The organism is Planococcus sp. TJ-307, assembly GCF_058268435.1.
In genome coordinates this window covers 361,256-378,250 of record NZ_JBZDOJ010000004.1, presented here as the reverse complement: position 1 = coordinate 378,250, position 16,995 = coordinate 361,256, and the positions used below count along the sequence as shown (strand labels likewise).

Sequence of the window (16,995 nt, the reverse complement as noted above, 5' to 3'; positions counted from 1 at the left end):
TTGCAATCAATCTGCAAAGGTTCTAATAATCAGTTTACTCTGCGCCTTTGTTCATAAACGCATAAACTTCCTTAAACCAATCGTCGCAGTCATCGCTGTAGCAGATCAAGTGCTTGCCCGTTTCTGAATGGACCATGTGTTTTTCATCAGAGCCGATGTGGTCATAAATAAAGTCTGCGGCAGAAGCTGGGACAACACTGTCCTTGCCGCCCTGAACAATACAAACTGGAACTTTGATTTTATCGTAGTAGGGTTCCACCATCTTGACGACTCGCAGAAATTCAACAGCTGAACTGACAGGCGTATTTGTTAACTTGTATTCATACAAATGAAAAGATGGGTTTTCCGCTATTCTGCCAGCCAATGCATCCCGCATCGTTTCCTGCACTTCTTCAAAAATCTGTGCAGGGCTAATGTATTTAGCTGCGGCACTTAATAAAACCAGACGATCGATTTTGTAGCGCATCGCTAAGTACATAGCAATTAAGCCACCCATTGAAAAACCAACAATGATGATGCGATCTGCTGATTTTTTTAGCCTTTTGAGCGCCAGTTCTGCTTCCATCATCCAGCTTTCAGCCGAAATACTTTTTAAAGCCAATTTTTCGCCATGGCCGGGAAGCGTTGGTATTTCGATTATCCAATCGGTTTGCTCCGTCAAAAAATCAGCAAATGGTTCAACTTCAAACGGGCCTCCTGTAAAACCATGGATGCAAAGAACGCCAGTCTTCAAATTGTTCTCCTCTTTTCACTGATAAGCAGTATAGCTTTGTGGCAAAGAGCAGCGCTTCGCCAGTGCGTCTTATGCCCGTCGAATCTATACGAGCGCTTGCGCTTTTCTTATTGTCCAGACTCCAGCGCCCAGATTCGATGGGCACTTGCGCTTTTCTTTATTCAGCTTTAGTAAAAGGTTCGATGATGTTTTCCAGTGCCATGCCGCGGGAACCTTTCACTAAAACTACCGAATCTTTATTTGTGTGTTTCTTCAACAGGTCGATAATCGGCCCATAATCATTTTCACTCCACAATAGCTTGCCCGTGTAGTCCGGCTGCAACTTGTCATATAGCCATTTCATACGCGGGCCATAAAGGCAGACGCCAGCCAGACTTTCGGAAATGTATTTGCTGAGCTCTTCGTGATAGGTTTGCTCATCATCTCCGAGTTCCAGCATGTCGCCAAGAACGACCCATTTTTTGTCTTTCATCGTCGTTTCCCGGATAAAGTTTAAAGCTGCATTCATCGATGAAGGCGCAGCGTTATAAGCATCATTGATGAACATAGCGCCATTTTCTGCTTGAACCATCTGCATGCGCATATCGGTTAAAGCTGCGTCCTTCAGCGATTTGCGAATTTGTTCTTCTGACAAACCTGCTTCAAGCGCAATTAAAATAGCCGCTAACGTGTTTTTCACCTGATGCTCACCCAATACCGGGATGGTAAAGGCTGCATCGATGATTCCACTGACCATAAAGCTGCTGCCATTTTCAGTGGCTTTGATATCGGTCACTGTCAATTCGTTATTGTCGTCGAATCCAAAAGAAACTCCTTGCGGAAAATCTTCCATGAACGGCTGCAGCAATGGCTCATCGCCGTCATAGAACAGCTTGCCATGTTGCTGGAGACCAGCAGTGATTTCGAATTTTGCTTCTGCAATGGCTTCACGAGATCCAAGATCCTGCAAATGCGCTTCTCCAATATTGGTGATGATGGCATAATCAGGACGGGCCAGCTCAGACAGAAATTCAATCTGTCCTTTGCCGCTCATACCCATTTCCAACACCGCGACTTTGGTATCTTCTTCTAAAGATAAAATGGTTAATGGCAGACCTAATTGGTTATTGAAATTTCCAGGTGTTTTTTGAACCTTGAAATAAGGCTTTAAAACACTGGCCACCAAGTCTTTTGTCGAAGTTTTTCCGTTGGAGCCTGTAATCCCCACAACGAGTGCCGACAATTCGTCCCGATAAGCACGGGCCATTTCCTGCAAAGCGACCTCGCAGTCATCTACGAAAAGCAAAGGCAAATCTTCCGGAGCACCCGGTTCATCGCGCTGCCATAACGAAGCGGCTGCACCTAATTCGATGGCTGAACGGACATATTTATGCCCATTCACTTGCTCGCCACGGAAAGGAATGAACAAATCGCCTGGCTTGAGCGTTCTCGTATTAATTGAGGCCCCTGTTACGTCAAAGCCTTTTAAATTAGTTTTGATATCAAGCCATTTGGCTACTTGCTCAATCTTTTTTTTCATTTGGTTTCTCCACTCAATCTATTTTAACTTGCAGTAATTGTTTATCTTCATGACGTTCAATCGCTAAAGCGATCAGGCGTTCAATCAGTTCCGGATACGGCAATCCGGTATGTTCCCAAAGCAGCGGGAACATGCTGTAAGGCGTGAATCCCGGCAAGGTATTGACTTCGTTAATCAAGATTTCATTGGCTTCTGTGACAAAAAAGTCTGCGCGCACAAGTCCTGAGCAGTCCAAGATTTTAAAGGCTTTTTTGGCGTCTCTTTCCAACTTTTCATAAACTGCATGATCCAGCTCCGCGGGAATAATCATCGCTGTATCGCCATCTTTGTATTTTGCCTGGTAATCATAAAAAGCTTTTAGCGGCTTGATTTCCCCTGCAACTGAACAAGCTGGCTCATCATTTCCAAGCACGCCTACCTCGATTTCGCGGGCAACTACTCCCTGTTCAACGACAATCTTGCGGTCAAATTTCAAGGCTTCTTTTACGGCAGCAATCAATTCTTCACGATTTTCGGCTTTGCTGATGCCAACACTTGATCCTAAATTAGCAGGTTTCACAAATACCGGCCAAGCAAGTTCTGCTTCTACCTTATCCAGCCACAAGCCCTGATCTTTATCCCATTCTCTTCTTATAAAATACACATAAGGCGTTTGTTTTAAACCTGCCTGCTCGAACAGCTGCTTCATGACTACTTTGTCCATGCCTGCCGAAGATGCCAGCACACCGTTTCCGACGTACGGAATATTCATGACCTCAAGCAAGCCTTGAACGGTCCCATCTTCTCCGTTCGGTCCATGCAATAAAGGAATAATGACATCCAGTGCTTTCCCGCTTTCGGCGGGAAGAAATCCGGAGATGTCATTTGGCTTTGACGACTGCCCAGCCAATTGAAGCTGTCCAATCGATTTTGCCGTTTCTTCGAGGCGGTCGCCTTTTCTCCATTCACCATCTTGTGTAATGTAAATCGGATACACTTCATACGCATCAAAATCAATTGCTTTTGTAACTGCAAGGGCTGTTGACAGAGAAACTTCATGCTCTGCTGATTTGCCTCCATATAATAAACCAATTCTTTTTTTCATCCAAGAAACCTCATTTCATTATCCATATTGCTTAGTTTATCACGAACCTTTAACGACGAATATTTTTTTCCTGTCAGCCCCCGAAAATTTTCAAGCCGGCTACTCCGGCAAGGATGCATGACAAGAAAAACAATTTCGCCGGCTGCCGGCTTTCATTAAAAAACAGCATGCCAACCAACACACTGCCTGCAGCCCCGATGCCTGTCCATACTGCATACCCTGTTCCAAGTGCAATAGTCGTCAGAGCCAGCGACAATAAATAGAAGCTGAGTGCACCGGACAAAACGGTCAGGCCAGTATACAACTTCACTTTAAAGCCATTCGATAATTTCATCGTGGTGACAAAAGCGACCTCAAACAATCCAGCAGCAATTAAAATTAGCCAATCTATCATGATTTCACCTGCTTACTTGCCTCTTCTTTTCCATCCATCACTTTTAGCCCAACGATTCCAAACAGCAGCAAACTCAAAAAGAACAGTTTTTCCAAACTGGCATTTTCACCGAATAGCCAAATTCCAAGAATAGCCGTTCCAGCAGCACCAATGCCAGTGAAAACCGCATAAGCCGTACCGATAGGAATCGTCTTCATCGCAATGGAAAACAACAAGAAGCTGATGACGATAAAAACCAATGTGACAAGAGAGGGAGCCAAATTAGTAAAGCCGTCAGCAAGTTTCAAGCCGATTGCCCATACAATTTCTGTGGCTCCTGCAATCAAAAGATAAATCCAAGCCATATGCTTTCCTTCTTTCATTTTCAAACGCATTTAACTTTCATCTCTTTATATAGCTTCCGGCAGGTCAGCAAGCAAAGACTCGCAACTCAACCTATAGTGTAATCAAAAATCAACTCGAAAAAAATAATACCTGTTTCCAGGTATTATTTCCATACTTTTTGTTTTCTGTCGTAGATGATCTTACGTGAAATCCCCTGTTTGGTGTACTCTTCAATATCGGACCAGAACTCGTCGAGAAAAGAGATTTCCTCTACTGGACGAATATGCAATTCAATGGTGCTTTTGGTTTTTTCGGGGTCTGCCAATGAGATGAGCACGCCTTCACGGTAATTTTTCTTCAAGGATTGCAGAATTTCAGCTGGCAGCTCCGGTATCAGGTCCTTAGCTTTTCGACGCCAAAAATTCTGTCCATTCTCTTCCCTGCGAATTAAATACGTGAAATAGTTTCCGACAAGCTCATTCAGGCGTTCTAATTTGCGGAAGTAAATTTTTGTGGTTTCTTCTTCTTCGCTGGACAAATAAACGAATTCATTTTGAAGCGTCGAATAAAACGGCGTCTTCACTGGTTCTTTTTTATGGCCGATGTACAATAATTCGGCCTGCTCCTGGGGCGTCAGGGAATTTAGTTGTTTTTCACTCTTGAAATCAATCCAGCAAAATTCGCTCTTTTTGTTTGCTCGCGCTTTCCGCAATTGCCCGAACTCTTCCTGTGTAGCGAATTCCATGTGAGTGTGCATATTAAAAGATGCATCTTCATATGGGTGTTTTAGCAGCAACAGATTTTTGGGCAATTTCATGGCATCCAAAAAATGGGCAAAGGTAAGTCCGCTGAATAAGGCAAATTGATCAGACTCGTTCAGATAAATATATAAATGCTGTATGTACGCATCCGTGTTCAACGGTTTTTTTACCATATCCCCCACTCCATTCCATTTTCTATTATACGACCAAAACATCCAAATATGAAACATACCTACTCCAAATGCGTCATTACTTTTGTCATGCGCATATTACAGATATATACGTTATAATATATTCCGACTCATAATAATAAAAAGTACAGGTGGAAAATACATGCAAACTAACAAAAGCTTTACCGACCGCATTGATTGGTCGCTGGCTTTCATCCTATTTCTGTTCTTTATTGTCAGCCTGGTAGCTATTTCTTCTGCCCAAACTTCCGGTCAATATTTGACGAATTTTGTTCCAAGGCAAGCTTTATTTTATATCATTTCCACCGGGATGATTGGAATATTGATGTATTTCGACCCAGAACAATATAAAAAAATGGCCTATTATTTATACGGCTTCGGCATTCTCCTGCTCGTCCTTTTAATGATTTCACCGGATGGGGTAGGCCAAATCGCTGAACCGGTTAATGGGGCAAAAGCTTGGTTCCATACACCATTCGTCAATATTCAGCCCGCAGAATTCATGAAAACCTTCTATATATTGGCATTGGCAAAAATGATCTCTACTCACCACGAACAACATCTGATCAAAACCATCAAATCCGATTTTTATTTATTAGGGAAAATCGCACTTTGTTTAATTATTCCGTTGGGCTTTATTCTTCTGCAGCCCGATTTGGGAACTGCATTAGTATTTATCGCCATTACATTAGCGGTTGTTGTAGTCTCGGGAATTTCCTGGAAAATTATTGCACCAAGCTTTGGCGGGGTCGCTGTTATCGGTGCCTTATTGCTCTGGATGACCATCAATGCCCAAGACTTCCTGTCTAATGTCTTTGGTTTGCAGCCTTATATGTTTGAACGGATTTATACATGGCTTGATCCATACTCCTATGCAGAAGCCGGTGGATACAATCTGATTGCCGCAATGAACGCTATCGGTTCAGGAGAAGTGTTCGGAAAAGGCTACCAAGGACGCCAAGTCTATGTGCCGGAAAATCATACAGACTTTATCTTCACGGTTATTTCGGAAGACTTCGGGTTTATCGGCGCCAGCGCTGTTATCATTCTATTTTTCATGCTAATCTATCACTTGACCAAAGTTACGCTGCAATTCAAGGACACATTCAGCACCTATGTATGCGCAGGAATTATTGCAATGATTACGTTCCACGTATTCCAAAACATTGGCATGACGATTCAACTTTTGCCGATCACAGGCATCCCTCTTCCTTTTATCAGCTATGGAGGAAGTTCGTTAATCGGGAACATGCTGGCTCTCGGGATTGTTTTCAGCATGAAATTCCATCATAAAACTTACATGTTCGATAAAAACAAAAAATAAAAACTCCGACATCCTGCGTCGGAGTTTTTATTGTTGAGACTGTGTGTGAACTGGTTGAGGCAAAGCAATCGCTTTGATTAATTCAACGCGGGATTTTGTGATTTTTGCTTGGATTCCAAGTTTCGACAAATTTGAAACGATATTGCGAACATCTACGTTTTTCGCCATCCATATCACCTCTTTGTGTTTTTCATTACTTATAAAGACGTATTTGAACTTGCCGTGTTTCAGGGGCAAGGTATAAATTGTTGACTTTTCTGTGTCTATGTTTATAATACCATCTTTTCAGGATTTTAAACTTATCATTTTGATGACATTTAAGAATCTGATGTAAATCGGTTGCTTTATATACCCCTTAGAGGTATATTGGGTTTAGAATAAAGATTGGAGGATCTTCAGATGAGCGAATTAATTGAAGAACCCTTTGCACTGGATACCTCTTGCAGGAAAAGCCATCATCCCCTATCTGTCAAAAGAGATTTAACCAATCGATTGAATCGCGTTGAAGGTCAGATCCGCGGCATTAAAGGCATGGTGGAAAAGGACGTTTATTGCGATGACATCATCACGCAACTGGCTGCTACACAATCTGCTTTAAATAGCGTCACCAAAGTTTTGCTGGAAGGCCATTTGAAGGGCTGCGTCAAAGAACGTCTGGAAAATGGAGAAGAAGAAGTGTTGGACGAATTGCTTATTACCATTCAAAAAATGATGCGTAAATAATAGGAGGAATTTTTTATGAAAGAACAAATCAATCTACAAGTTAGCGGCATGACATGCCAACATTGTGTAAGTTCCGTAAAAGACAGCGTTATGGCTTTACCGGGCATAGACAAAGTCGAAGTGTCTTTAGAAAACGGTTCTGTTGACGTCGCTTACGACGCCGCGACAGTTGAAGTCAACCAAATTGCAGAAGCTATTGAAGATCAAGGATACGATGTGGCAATGTTAAGCGAATAACTGCGGAAACGCAGTTATTTTTTTCAAAATAATATACCCCCAACAGGTATATAACTTTAAAAGGACGGGATTGTTATGAGTACTAAACAAACTGAACTGGCGATTACCGGCATGACGTGTGCTGCTTGCGCGAACCGCGTCGAAAAAGGACTGCAAAAACTGCCTGGCGTTTCGGAAGCCACCGTCAATTTTGCCACTGAAAAAGCTTCAGTAACTTATGATGACAACCAGGCATCTATGATCGATGTCCAATACAAAGTAGAACAATTGGGATACGGCGTGCAACAGGAAGAAATTGATTTTTCCATACAGGGCATGACCTGCGCTAATTGTTCTGCGCGCATCGAAAAAGTTTTAAATAAGATGGAAGGTGTCCAATTGGCTAACGTCAATTTGGCAATGGAAACCGGCCATGTATCTTACAATCCTGGAACCGTCACTCCCGAGGACTTTGTCAAACGAATTCAGTCGCTGGGTTACGATGCAGTCCTCAATCAAGAAACTGAAGAAGCGACAGACCACAAAGAACAGGAAATTAAAAAGAAAACACGCTTGTTCTGGATTTCTGCCGCCCTTTCTTTTCCATTGCTATGGACCATGTTCAGTCATTTTTCCTTTACGTCCTGGATGTACGTACCTGAGATTCTCATGAATCCGCTGGTTCAATGGGCATTGGCAACACCTGTCCAATTTTGGATCGGGGCTTCCTTTTACAAAGGAGCCTACTTTGCATTAAGAAATAAATCCGCAAATATGGATGTTCTGGTTGCTCTCGGCACCTCCGCTGCTTATTTCTACAGCGTTTACCTGGTGTTGGCAAATTGGAATATGGGACATAATATGGGCTTGTATTTTGAAACCAGCGCCGTATTAATCACCTTAATTATCTTAGGAAAAGTATTTGAAGCACGTGCAAAAGGCCGTTCTTCTGATGCTATTAAAAAACTGATGAAACTGCAGCCGCAGCATGCTTTGGTTGAACGCGGTGATGAGTTTATCAGCTTGCCGATTTCAGAAGTTAAAACCGGAAATATTTTGTTGATTAAACCAGGGGCATCCATCCCGGTTGATGCGGCTGTCCTTTCAGGCAACTCAGCCGTAGATGAATCCATGTTGACCGGCGAAAGCTTGCCTGTCGACAAAGAGACGGGGGATGCCGTTTTTGCGGCAACGGTCAACTCCAACGGATCGCTTCGTGTGCGAGCCGATAAAATCGGCAAAGATACTGTGTTGTCGAATATCATTCGCGTCGTTGAACAAGCGCAAGGTTCCAAAGCGCCGATTCAGCGGCTGGCTGACAAAATTTCAAGCATCTTTGTTCCAATTGTCGTGGGCATCGCCATCATTACGTTTCTTGTTTGGTATTTCCTTGTGGCACCCGGAAACTTTGCGGCTGCTCTTGAAAGCACCATCGCAGTTCTGGTCATTGCCTGCCCCTGTGCACTTGGCTTGGCTACACCGACTTCAATTATGGCTGGCTCCGGACGGGCTGCCGAACAAGGCGTCTTGTTCAAAACCGCAGAATCTTTGGAAAATACTAAACACATTGATACTGTCGTTCTGGATAAAACGGGCACCATCACCAATGGGCGCCCTGTCGTAACAGATTTTATTCCAGCAGGTAATGTTGATTTGGATGAATTGAAAAACTTGGCGGCCAGTGCAGAAAACCAATCTGAACACCCGGTGGCTCAAGCCATCTCTGATTTTGGGGAATCCACACTGAACGTTAGTGCTTTTAGTGCAGTGCCAGGCCATGGCATCCGCGCTACCGTAGCGGACCGGGAAGTGGTTATGGGCAACCGCCGCTTAATGGATGGACTTTCGGTTGATGAAGCACAAGCTGAAGCTTTTGAGAGCGATGGCAAAACGGTCATGTTCATCGCTGTAGATGGGCAATACAGCGGCCTCATTGCAGTAGCAGACACCATCAAAGACACTGCAAAACAAGCAGTCCAGGAAATGAAAAGTATGGGGCTTCATGTGGTCATGCTGACGGGAGATCAAGAGCGCACAGCTTCAGCTATTGCCAAACAAGTGGGCATTGATGAAGTGTTTGCTGGGGTCTTGCCTGCAGAAAAAGCAGATGTGGTTTTGAAACTCCAAGCTCAAGGCCGACGCGTCGCCATGGCTGGAGATGGCTTGAACGATGCGCCCGCACTGGCCAGCGCTGACGTTGGCATGGCCATGGGCACAGGAACAGCCATTGCCATGGAAGCGGCCGACATCACCTTGATGCAAGGCGATTTAATGCGTGTGGTCGACGCGATTCGGATGAGCCGACTCACTGTTCGGAATATTAAACAGAACTTGTTCTGGGCACTTGCCTACAACTCCATCGGTATCCCGATTGCGGCAGCTGGTTTTCTGGCCCCGTGGCTTGCAGGTGCCGCGATGGCATTTAGCTCCGTATCAGTTGTCATGAATGCTTTGCGCCTTCAGCGTGTAAAACTGGATAAATGATGATTAGTTTATCGAAGAGGTCCAGAAATGGACCTCTTTTTCCTGTCATTGTTCTATAAGTGAAACAAGAGTAAAATAAGGGCATATTCTTTTGAGAAAGCAGGAATCTCTACTTATGAAAAAAACCATTTTACTGCTGATGTCCGTCCAGTTTTTTGTGTACTTGGGATTCGGCATCATCATCCCTATTTTGCCCGAAGTCGTTGTTCAGCAAGGCTACTCGGAAATCCACGTCGGTGGACTAATCACCATCTATGCCCTGTCTTCCTTTTTTACCGCACCGCTTTGGGGAAAGCTTTCTGATAAAACGGGACGAAAGAAACTGATTCTTGTCGGCTTGGCTGGATTCAGCTTGAGCTTCTTCCTATTTTCGCTGTTCCTTGATAACTTGGTGCTGCTGTATCTTTCACGCATTGTCGGCGGCTTGTTTTCCGGTGCCCTTTATACTGCTGTGACCGGCTATGTGGCAGACATCACGACAAATGAAGAGCGCAATAAATACATGGGGCTTCTCGGCATGTCAATTGGCCTCGGCTTCATTTTTGGGCCTGCAATTGGCGGACTTCTCGGTGCAGTTTCCTTGTCTTTGCCGTTTACGGCTTCCGCAGTTCTGGTCCTCCTGTTAATGGGTTATGCGAGCCTTGTTTTAAAAGAACCTATTCGAAAAGGCGAAGCCGTGAAACGCGCGCTTTTGCCGAAAGGTTCCAGCACACTTTGGCAATTCCGCATCCGCTACTTGTTTCTATTTTCTTTTATGGTGACTTTCCTGTTGGCAGGATTGGAGTCTACCTTCCAACTGTTCCAGATCGACCAGATTGAAATCACACCGCTTCAGCTCGGTTACTTGTTCATGGCCAGCGGATTTGTGGACGCTGCCATCCAAGGCGGCGTTGTTCGCCGAATTAAAGATGGTGCCGAAACAAAATGGATTATTGGAGCACAGATCGTCACAGCTCTCGGCCTAGTGATTCTTCCCTTTACCAGCAGTCTGATTTTTGCAGGGGTTGCCCTCAGTATTTTTACTGCCGGCAATGCCTTGGCACGCACTGCATTGGTATCACTGACGTCAAAAGAATCAGGCGGAAAGTACGGAACGGCTGCCGGCATGACGTATTCAATGGACAACCTTGGCCGCATTATCGGGCCATTGACGTTCACATGGCTCCTGACAATGCAATCCGGCAGCATCTACTATTTATCTGCCGCACTAGCGATTGCCAGCATTCTGCTGATCCTGTTCTACAGATCCTCCACTAAAACTTTGCGAACTGCTGAAGAAACCAGTACTTCTGTATAAAAATTATAAGATCAACTTTAAAGGCATCGCTGAGCGCGATGCCTTTAATATGAAAAAAATATAGCAGCCTTGCTTTACAAATAAAGAGTCAGCCAAAATACATGCAGCAGCAAAATAAGCGTGTATAGCGTGTTAACACCAATAAAAGCGTAACGCCAACCCCGGGATTGGATCCAAACAAACGGTGTGTACAGAAAGGCAAAAAGACAAAGAGATAAAAAAATTTTTATCGCTAAAAGCGTTAGTGGAGAAAATGATGCCAATAATGGATTCGCCTCAGTTACAGCACCCGATAGTAGCCCCACATAAGTCAGCACCCCATCAAGGAAGTTCAAGATCATCAAACTCCAGATATGCTTTTTTAAAGGTGCTTTGCTTTTTCCCATCCCCATGTGCCACACCCTCACTTGATCAGTCATATGCATTTAGTACTGGAATACCCGAATGATAATAATATTATACATCAAAAATTAGGTATTTAATCACAAATTTTTTAAAAATAAATATCAATATCGTATGCAAAAAATAAAAAACCAGAAATTTTGTATTACAAAATTTCTGGCTCGTCTAAAATATTTTTTTGAAGTTTAGGATGCGCTTCTTTCAACACAGATGGGCGCATTAAATAGCTCGTTAGTCCAATTAGGCAAAGGCTGCTTGCACCAACAATGTATTCTGCCGGTACTAAATCGTAGAGTAATCCGAACACCAGATAACCAAGCGGCATCATGGCCATTGCCATCGATTCCAGAATTCCAAAGACGCGGCCACGGTATTCTTCCTCTACATCCTTTTGCATCATGACACCGATCGGCGTATTCACACACACATTGGTGACACCAAACATAAGCATCAGCACAAGGAAATAAACAACGGTTACACCGTAGGACATGCCAATAACGAGCGGAACGCTCATCCCCGTAAGCAGCACAGACATCGCCAATATCCCTCTTTTAGCAAACTGCAAAGGAAACTTCACTTCTTTGCTGACAGAGAAATGGATGGACGCTGCCAGCATACCCACCGCAATCATCGCTTCAATCATCCCGAAATGCGTCGCTTCCACTTGCAGTTGCTGAACTGCAATAAATGGCAGGCCAATCATCAATGAAGAGAAAAAGAAGTTGATGCCGATAGCGGTTGTTACGATAACCATAATGACGCGATTGGATTTCAAGTAAGAAAATCCTTCTTTCATCTCCGTCAACATCGTTTTTTTCTTTTCATCCGCTGGTTTTTCGCCGCGTACTGTAAACAACCGGAAGTTCATCGTCGATTCCAACAAGACAGCAATAGCATAGGCAGCGACTTGAATCAGCAAGAATACGTTCATTGACACAAAACCGAAGAGGATGCCGCCAACCACCGGCCCGCCTATCGTGGCAATCGAAATGGCCGATTGGTTAAAGCCCATTGCGCGTTGTATACGATCCGGGTCAATGAGATTAGCGATTGACGAAGAAAATGTGACACTCGTAAACATCGAACTCACCGACAGAAGCGCAGTCGTCGTGTAAATGGCTGTTAACGACAAGCTGTTCATCAAACCAAACACCAGTAAGCCCGCTACTGCAAGTACACTTGCCAGTTGCGACAGAATTACAATCACTTTTTTCGAATACTTATCCGCAGCGTATCCGGCAAACGGCGCCAATAAAGATCTTGGCAGTATGCTGCAAATCAAGTTAATCGCAAAACTTGCGGCTGAACCAGTCAAGGCTAATACATATAAACTGATGCCAAATGCATAGACAGAGCTCCCAAATGTCGAAATCAACTTGCTGGCCGTAAACGTGTACAAGTGATAAGTCGCCCGTTTGATGCGTACTGCTTCCTGCATGCTTTCACTCCCTTAGAGAAAGTTTAATTTAATTAAACAAAATATAACACAGAAAAATTGGCGTTGCAAGTAAAAGTTTAATATAATTAAACTACTGAAAGGAAAGGTGATCACATGGCTACTTTAGGCGAACGCATCAAAGATTTACGCAAACAAAAGGGATTGACGCTGCAGTCTTTAGCGGGCAATCAACTGACTAAAGGTATGCTGAGTTTGATTGAAAACAATAAGGCGAATCCTTCAATGGAAAGTCTCGCTTATATAGCAGAACGGTTGGGTGTGGATCGCAATGAACTGCTTGAAGATATCTCGACCAATGAACTGCGAAACTTATTGGAAAAGATCGAACAGCTTTATACGCAGGAAATGATCAGTGATGAGCTGATTGTGAAATACAAAGAAATTGTCCGTGAAATCAAGCCTCACATCGATAAACTGCCCTTTCGCTACGAATCCGCTCGGCTCCTCGAAATCTACAGCCGTTGCAGTTACCATACTAAGCAGGATGGCTGGAAAGAGCATTTAGCAAAAGCCGAGGAAATCTATGAAACTCTGCACATGATTAATCAAAGTGCAGATCTCCATATCTTTAGGGCAATGATGGCTTTCACGGAGCACCGCTACAGCGAGGCTTTGGATATGATCCAAACATCCAGGCGGATTTTTGAAGAGCGCACCGGCATTTTAGATCCACTGAAAAAACTGGATTTTGATTATTATGAGTCTATCCTCTATTCGGCAGTTGGAGATACGGATAGCTCTAAGCGCTTGATGAAAGACGCGATTGATTACTCTAAAAAAAAGCAACTGTTTTACCGTATTGACGCGCTTTATCGACTCGCCGGCTTTCAAGCAGTTTTAAATAACGACACCGCCAACAAAGACCACTATATTTCCAAGCTTCGCCTATTCGCTGATTTTACAGACGATGAAGAAATTAAAGCGGTGGCAGATGCCATCGAAATTCATTACTTAAACTCTTTTGCACACGACTATAAGGCAGCTAACGCACTGATTGAGAAGAATTTGGAGAAGCACCAGGAGGACAAAATCTTTTTATTCGCACTGGAAAAAGGCAAAGCCTTGTATGGCTTAGGACAGTTGGAAGAAGCTTTGGACTGGCTGAAAACACACACACTTTGGGAATTTCTTCATCACCCTTATGATTTATCCATGCATTACGAAAAAGATGCCTATATGGCATTAATTTACATGAAGCTTGGCAACAACGAACTTGCAGTAAAACATGCTACGATCGCTAAAAATTTGATTGAGCCCATGCCTGATTTGCCGTACAAAACATTCATCTTAAATGTTTACGAACAAGTGACTGCATAGCAAAACCCGCCATATTTTTATGGCGGGTTTTGCTATGCATGATAACGCTGATAATTTTTATAAAACTCTCGAAACTGCTGCCAGTCTCGGTCAAATTCTGGTTGAATGCAAGAAATTTGAAAAAGACTGCGGTCTTTTAAATAACTGCTCGCAGCATGAAGTTCAAAACCTGATAAATGAGCGTCCTGAAACAGAAAGCGATTTTCTTCAGTCGTCTTAAAAGTCCGGGATGTTGGGTAGCCAGTCGACAGGGATGGCCAATCTTTCGTATCTTCCTGCAATCGCTTGAAACGCTTTTCCAAAATTTCATAACGCTCCGGATAAGCGTTTAAAGCTTGCTTTAGGCTCTCCAGCAAGCTTGATGGAAACGTAAAAGGAATATTTGCGGCGGCATAAAGCCCCAAATCTAAATAACTTGGCAATTTATTATCTGATGTAATTTCATGATGCGCAAAGACAACAGCGATTCCACTCATTGTTCCGACGGCCTTGCCGCTTGCAGCCGTTGCCATCCAAACATCTTTCAAGGAAAATGGCAATGCACCAAAGCTGCTAATGCAGTCCAGGCATAACTTGATCTCCAGCTGCAAACAAACATCAGCTAATAGGTGAAAATTGTTTAGTTGTCCGGTCGACGTTTCACCGTGGACCATAAGCACCCAAGCATAGTTTCCTGTTTGCAGCGTTTGGTCAATTTTTTTACTATCAAAAGCCTCGCCCCATGACGCGCTTTCCACTGTATAGTCCAAACCCATACGTTCTGCTTGATTGACCAATCTTCTGCCAAACTCCCCATTTACCAAAATCAGGCCTTTGGCGTCCAGTCGCTTGATTTGCGCAAGCATCGCTTCATTGGCCAAGGTTCCACTTCCCGCTAGTAAATAAGGAGTCGATCCCGCCATCTCACCGAGCATGCGGTCCACCTCCTGCCGCACACCATGAAAAGCTGCAGACCGATGGGAAATGGGTGGCTGTTGGAAGGGCGCTGCAAGGGACTCCGTCAATATGACTGGCCCAGGCAGGAACAATCGGCGTTTTGTCTGCAGTCTCGCTGCCACAGAATCGTTATACTGACGCCGTGTTGTGACCATCGGAACGAATACTGCCTCGCCTGCGCCCACCGAATCGGCAAATGGCCGAAATCCGAGTTGGCCATATAATTTCAGTTGCTGAGTAGTTCCAGAAATAATGGCCGATTCAAAGCCTTGCTCCAGGCAATAATCAGATAGCGCCCGCGCCAGCAGAAAAAAGACACGGCCGTTGCGATGTGCTTTACGGATAGCCAATAAACGGATTTCACAGACCTTGCCGGCATCCGGCAAAAAATCTTCCACTTTTCCAATTTTCAAATCCAGAGAAAATGGCCGTTCCGATCGCAAGGCAATCATCCCTACTACGTCCTGATCCGACAGCACAATCAAGTAGGTGTTTTGCTCATGAAAAGGATCTGTCCGCCTGCCGCTGGCATCTGCCTGATGTTGAGGAATTTCTTCGACAAATGTTTCATAGTTCAAGCGGGCAATTTCAGCAAACTCCTTTTTTGTCCGGGCAATCTTGCACCAATACACAGCCGGCCGCCTCCCTTTACTTCCTGAATGCATCCTCTACTTGATAAAGACTTAAATCAATCTCCACAGGTTCCCCGAGAACCAATTTCGCCAATTGGCCACCCAAATAGGGGCCGGCTGTCAGCCCTGAAGCCCCCAACCCGTTTGCTGCAAAAAAGTTCGCATGTCCAGGAACCTGCCCAATAAATGGCAGAGCACTTGTGGTTGCCGGCCGAAAACCTGTTGCCGCACCTGCGATCTCTGCCTGGCTGAGCCCAGGCGCTGCTTCCAGGGTTTTATTCAAAATATGATGCACGCCACCCGCTGTCAGCTTGTTATCAAAGCCAACCCCGTTTTCGTGCGTCGCTCCAGCGACAATTTTGCCATCATCAAAAGGCACGATGTATTGGCCATAAGGCACCATTGCCACTGGCCAGTTGCCAGTTGCTTCGCTTTCCGTCTGCAAATGAAGAATTTGAGCTTTTTGTGGTACGATATCCACGTCAAGCCCCAAAGGCTTGAATAAATCAGCTGCCCAGGCGCCTCCTGTCGAGACGACTCGATCTGCCAATAGGTGCTCCCCATTTATATCTACGCCAACGACTTGCGAATTCTCAATCAGCAATTTGGCATCACCCGTTAAGCGTTTCGCCCCAAGCTTTACCGCTGCGGAAATTAGCGCATCGCGAATGGCCCGCCCATCAACACGAGCTGCCCCGCTGACCCATAATGAACCATATTCTTCTGTTGCAAACGGGAAAAGCGCCCTTGTTTCATCTGGCGATAATCGTTTGATGTCCCCCATTTCGGGTGCATCTATCCGCCGCTCATATGCCTTCTGCTCCATTTTATCGAGCTTGCTGTCTTCGTGGATACTGACAATGCCGACTTGTTTATAGCCCGTATTGGTTTCACCCAAATCCTCCAGTTCCCGAATCAATTCTGGGTAGTATTTGGCGCCATTTTTAGCCAGGCCGTACCAGGCTTTATTTCTTCGCTGTGAAATCCATGGACATACAATGCCAGCTGCTGCTCCAGTGGCCTGCCCTTTGTCTCCGCGATCCACCAATACTACTAAGGCTCCTGCTTTTGCCGCATGATACGCTGCAGAAGCTCCTAAAATTCCTGAACCGATAATTATCAATGATTTCATCTCTACACCTATTTTCACAAAGTCTCGTGCCTCTATTCTAGTCCAGTCAGCAACGAGACTCAAACTC

General features: G+C 44.5%; 17 protein-coding genes. 6 read left to right on the top strand and 11 right to left on the bottom strand.

Going from position 1 to position 16,995, the window contains the following annotated elements; genetic code table 11:
• Positions 1-34 precede the first annotated feature (34 nt).
• From AC4EHK_RS15795 to AC4EHK_RS15770, 6 genes are all read right to left on the bottom strand, one after another.
• Positions 35-733, bottom strand: coding sequence for an alpha/beta hydrolase (locus tag AC4EHK_RS15795; RefSeq protein WP_490979747.1), 699 nt, complete (start codon positions 731-733; stop codon positions 35-37).
• 157 nt (positions 734-890) lie between these two features.
• Positions 891-2,252, bottom strand: a complete 1,362-nt coding sequence (locus tag AC4EHK_RS15790; RefSeq protein ID WP_490979746.1) for a UDP-N-acetylmuramoyl-tripeptide--D-alanyl-D-alanine ligase — start codon at positions 2,250-2,252, stop codon at positions 891-893.
• Between the two features lie 13 nt (positions 2,253-2,265).
• A complete protein-coding gene (locus AC4EHK_RS15785) occupies positions 2,266-3,336 on the bottom strand; it encodes a D-alanine--D-alanine ligase (RefSeq protein ID WP_490979745.1) in 1,071 nt (356 codons plus the stop codon).
• Between the two features lie 73 nt (positions 3,337-3,409).
• Positions 3,410-3,727 (bottom strand): DMT family transporter, encoded by a 318-nt coding sequence (locus AC4EHK_RS15780; RefSeq protein ID WP_490979770.1) that lies wholly within the window; start codon positions 3,725-3,727, stop codon positions 3,410-3,412.
• Positions 3,727-4,074 carry a DMT family transporter gene (locus tag AC4EHK_RS15775; RefSeq protein ID WP_490979744.1) on the bottom strand — a complete coding sequence of 116 codons (348 nt, stop codon included), beginning with the start codon at positions 4,072-4,074 and terminating at the stop codon, positions 3,727-3,729. Before AC4EHK_RS15775 ends, AC4EHK_RS15780 begins: the two co-directional genes overlap by 1 nt.
• 143 nt (positions 4,075-4,217) lie before the next feature.
• A complete protein-coding gene (locus AC4EHK_RS15770; RefSeq protein WP_490979743.1) occupies positions 4,218-4,988 on the bottom strand; it encodes a hypothetical protein in 771 nt (256 codons plus the stop codon).
• A 160-nt stretch (positions 4,989-5,148) separates the two neighbouring features.
• On the opposite strand from AC4EHK_RS15770, the gene AC4EHK_RS15765 reads away from it, so the two are divergent.
• Complete coding sequence (locus AC4EHK_RS15765) at positions 5,149-6,330, top strand: FtsW/RodA/SpoVE family cell cycle protein (protein ID WP_490979742.1); 1,182 nt, start codon at positions 5,149-5,151, stop codon at positions 6,328-6,330.
• A 27-nt stretch (positions 6,331-6,357) separates the two neighbouring features.
• On the opposite strand, the gene AC4EHK_RS15760 is transcribed toward AC4EHK_RS15765, so the two are convergent.
• On the bottom strand, positions 6,358-6,498 hold the full coding sequence (locus tag AC4EHK_RS15760; RefSeq protein WP_490979741.1) for an Lmo0850 family protein: 141 nt from the start codon (positions 6,496-6,498) through the stop codon (positions 6,358-6,360).
• A gap of 231 nt (positions 6,499-6,729) precedes the next feature.
• Here AC4EHK_RS15760 and AC4EHK_RS15755 point away from each other — a divergent pair, with 231 nt between their 5' ends.
• The 4 genes from AC4EHK_RS15755 to AC4EHK_RS15740 all read left to right on the top strand — a co-directional run bounded on the left by AC4EHK_RS15755 (position 6,730) and on the right by AC4EHK_RS15740 (position 11,050).
• Positions 6,730-7,053 carry a metal-sensitive transcriptional regulator gene (locus AC4EHK_RS15755; protein WP_490979740.1) on the top strand — a complete coding sequence of 108 codons (324 nt, stop codon included), beginning with the start codon at positions 6,730-6,732 and terminating at the stop codon, positions 7,051-7,053.
• A gap of 15 nt (positions 7,054-7,068) precedes the next feature.
• Positions 7,069-7,290 (top strand): copper chaperone CopZ, encoded by a 222-nt coding sequence (gene copZ / locus AC4EHK_RS15750; protein WP_490979739.1) that lies wholly within the window; start codon positions 7,069-7,071, stop codon positions 7,288-7,290.
• Positions 7,291-7,365: 75 nt separating this feature from the next.
• Entirely contained in the window at positions 7,366-9,753 is a 2,388-nt protein-coding gene (locus AC4EHK_RS15745) for a heavy metal translocating P-type ATPase (protein WP_490979738.1), read from the top strand.
• 115 nt (positions 9,754-9,868) lie between these two features.
• Positions 9,869-11,050, top strand: a complete 1,182-nt coding sequence (locus tag AC4EHK_RS15740; protein WP_490979737.1) for an MFS transporter — start codon at positions 9,869-9,871, stop codon at positions 11,048-11,050.
• A gap of 74 nt (positions 11,051-11,124) precedes the next feature.
• Here AC4EHK_RS15740 and AC4EHK_RS15735 read toward each other — a convergent pair whose 3' ends face one another.
• Both AC4EHK_RS15735 and AC4EHK_RS15730 read right to left on the bottom strand, forming a co-directional pair.
• Positions 11,125-11,442: a DUF5658 family protein gene (locus AC4EHK_RS15735; protein ID WP_490979736.1), complete on the bottom strand. Its 318-nt coding sequence runs from the start codon at positions 11,440-11,442 to the stop codon at positions 11,125-11,127.
• Positions 11,443-11,597: 155 nt separating this feature from the next.
• Positions 11,598-12,890: an MFS transporter gene (locus tag AC4EHK_RS15730; RefSeq protein WP_490979735.1), complete on the bottom strand. Its 1,293-nt coding sequence runs from the start codon at positions 12,888-12,890 to the stop codon at positions 11,598-11,600.
• Between the two features lie 114 nt (positions 12,891-13,004).
• Here AC4EHK_RS15730 and AC4EHK_RS15725 point away from each other — a divergent pair, with 114 nt between their 5' ends.
• Complete coding sequence (locus AC4EHK_RS15725; protein ID WP_490979734.1) at positions 13,005-14,228, top strand: helix-turn-helix domain-containing protein; 1,224 nt, start codon at positions 13,005-13,007, stop codon at positions 14,226-14,228.
• A gap of 32 nt (positions 14,229-14,260) precedes the next feature.
• Here the strand turns inward: AC4EHK_RS15725 and AC4EHK_RS15720 are convergent, their stop codons facing one another.
• Positions 14,261-15,796: a GNAT family N-acetyltransferase gene (locus AC4EHK_RS15720; RefSeq protein ID WP_490979733.1), complete on the bottom strand. Its 1,536-nt coding sequence runs from the start codon at positions 15,794-15,796 to the stop codon at positions 14,261-14,263.
• A gap of 16 nt (positions 15,797-15,812) precedes the next feature.
• Entirely contained in the window at positions 15,813-16,928 is a 1,116-nt protein-coding gene (locus AC4EHK_RS15715; protein WP_490979732.1) for an NAD(P)/FAD-dependent oxidoreductase, read from the bottom strand.
• Between the last annotated feature and the right edge of the window lie 67 nt (positions 16,929-16,995).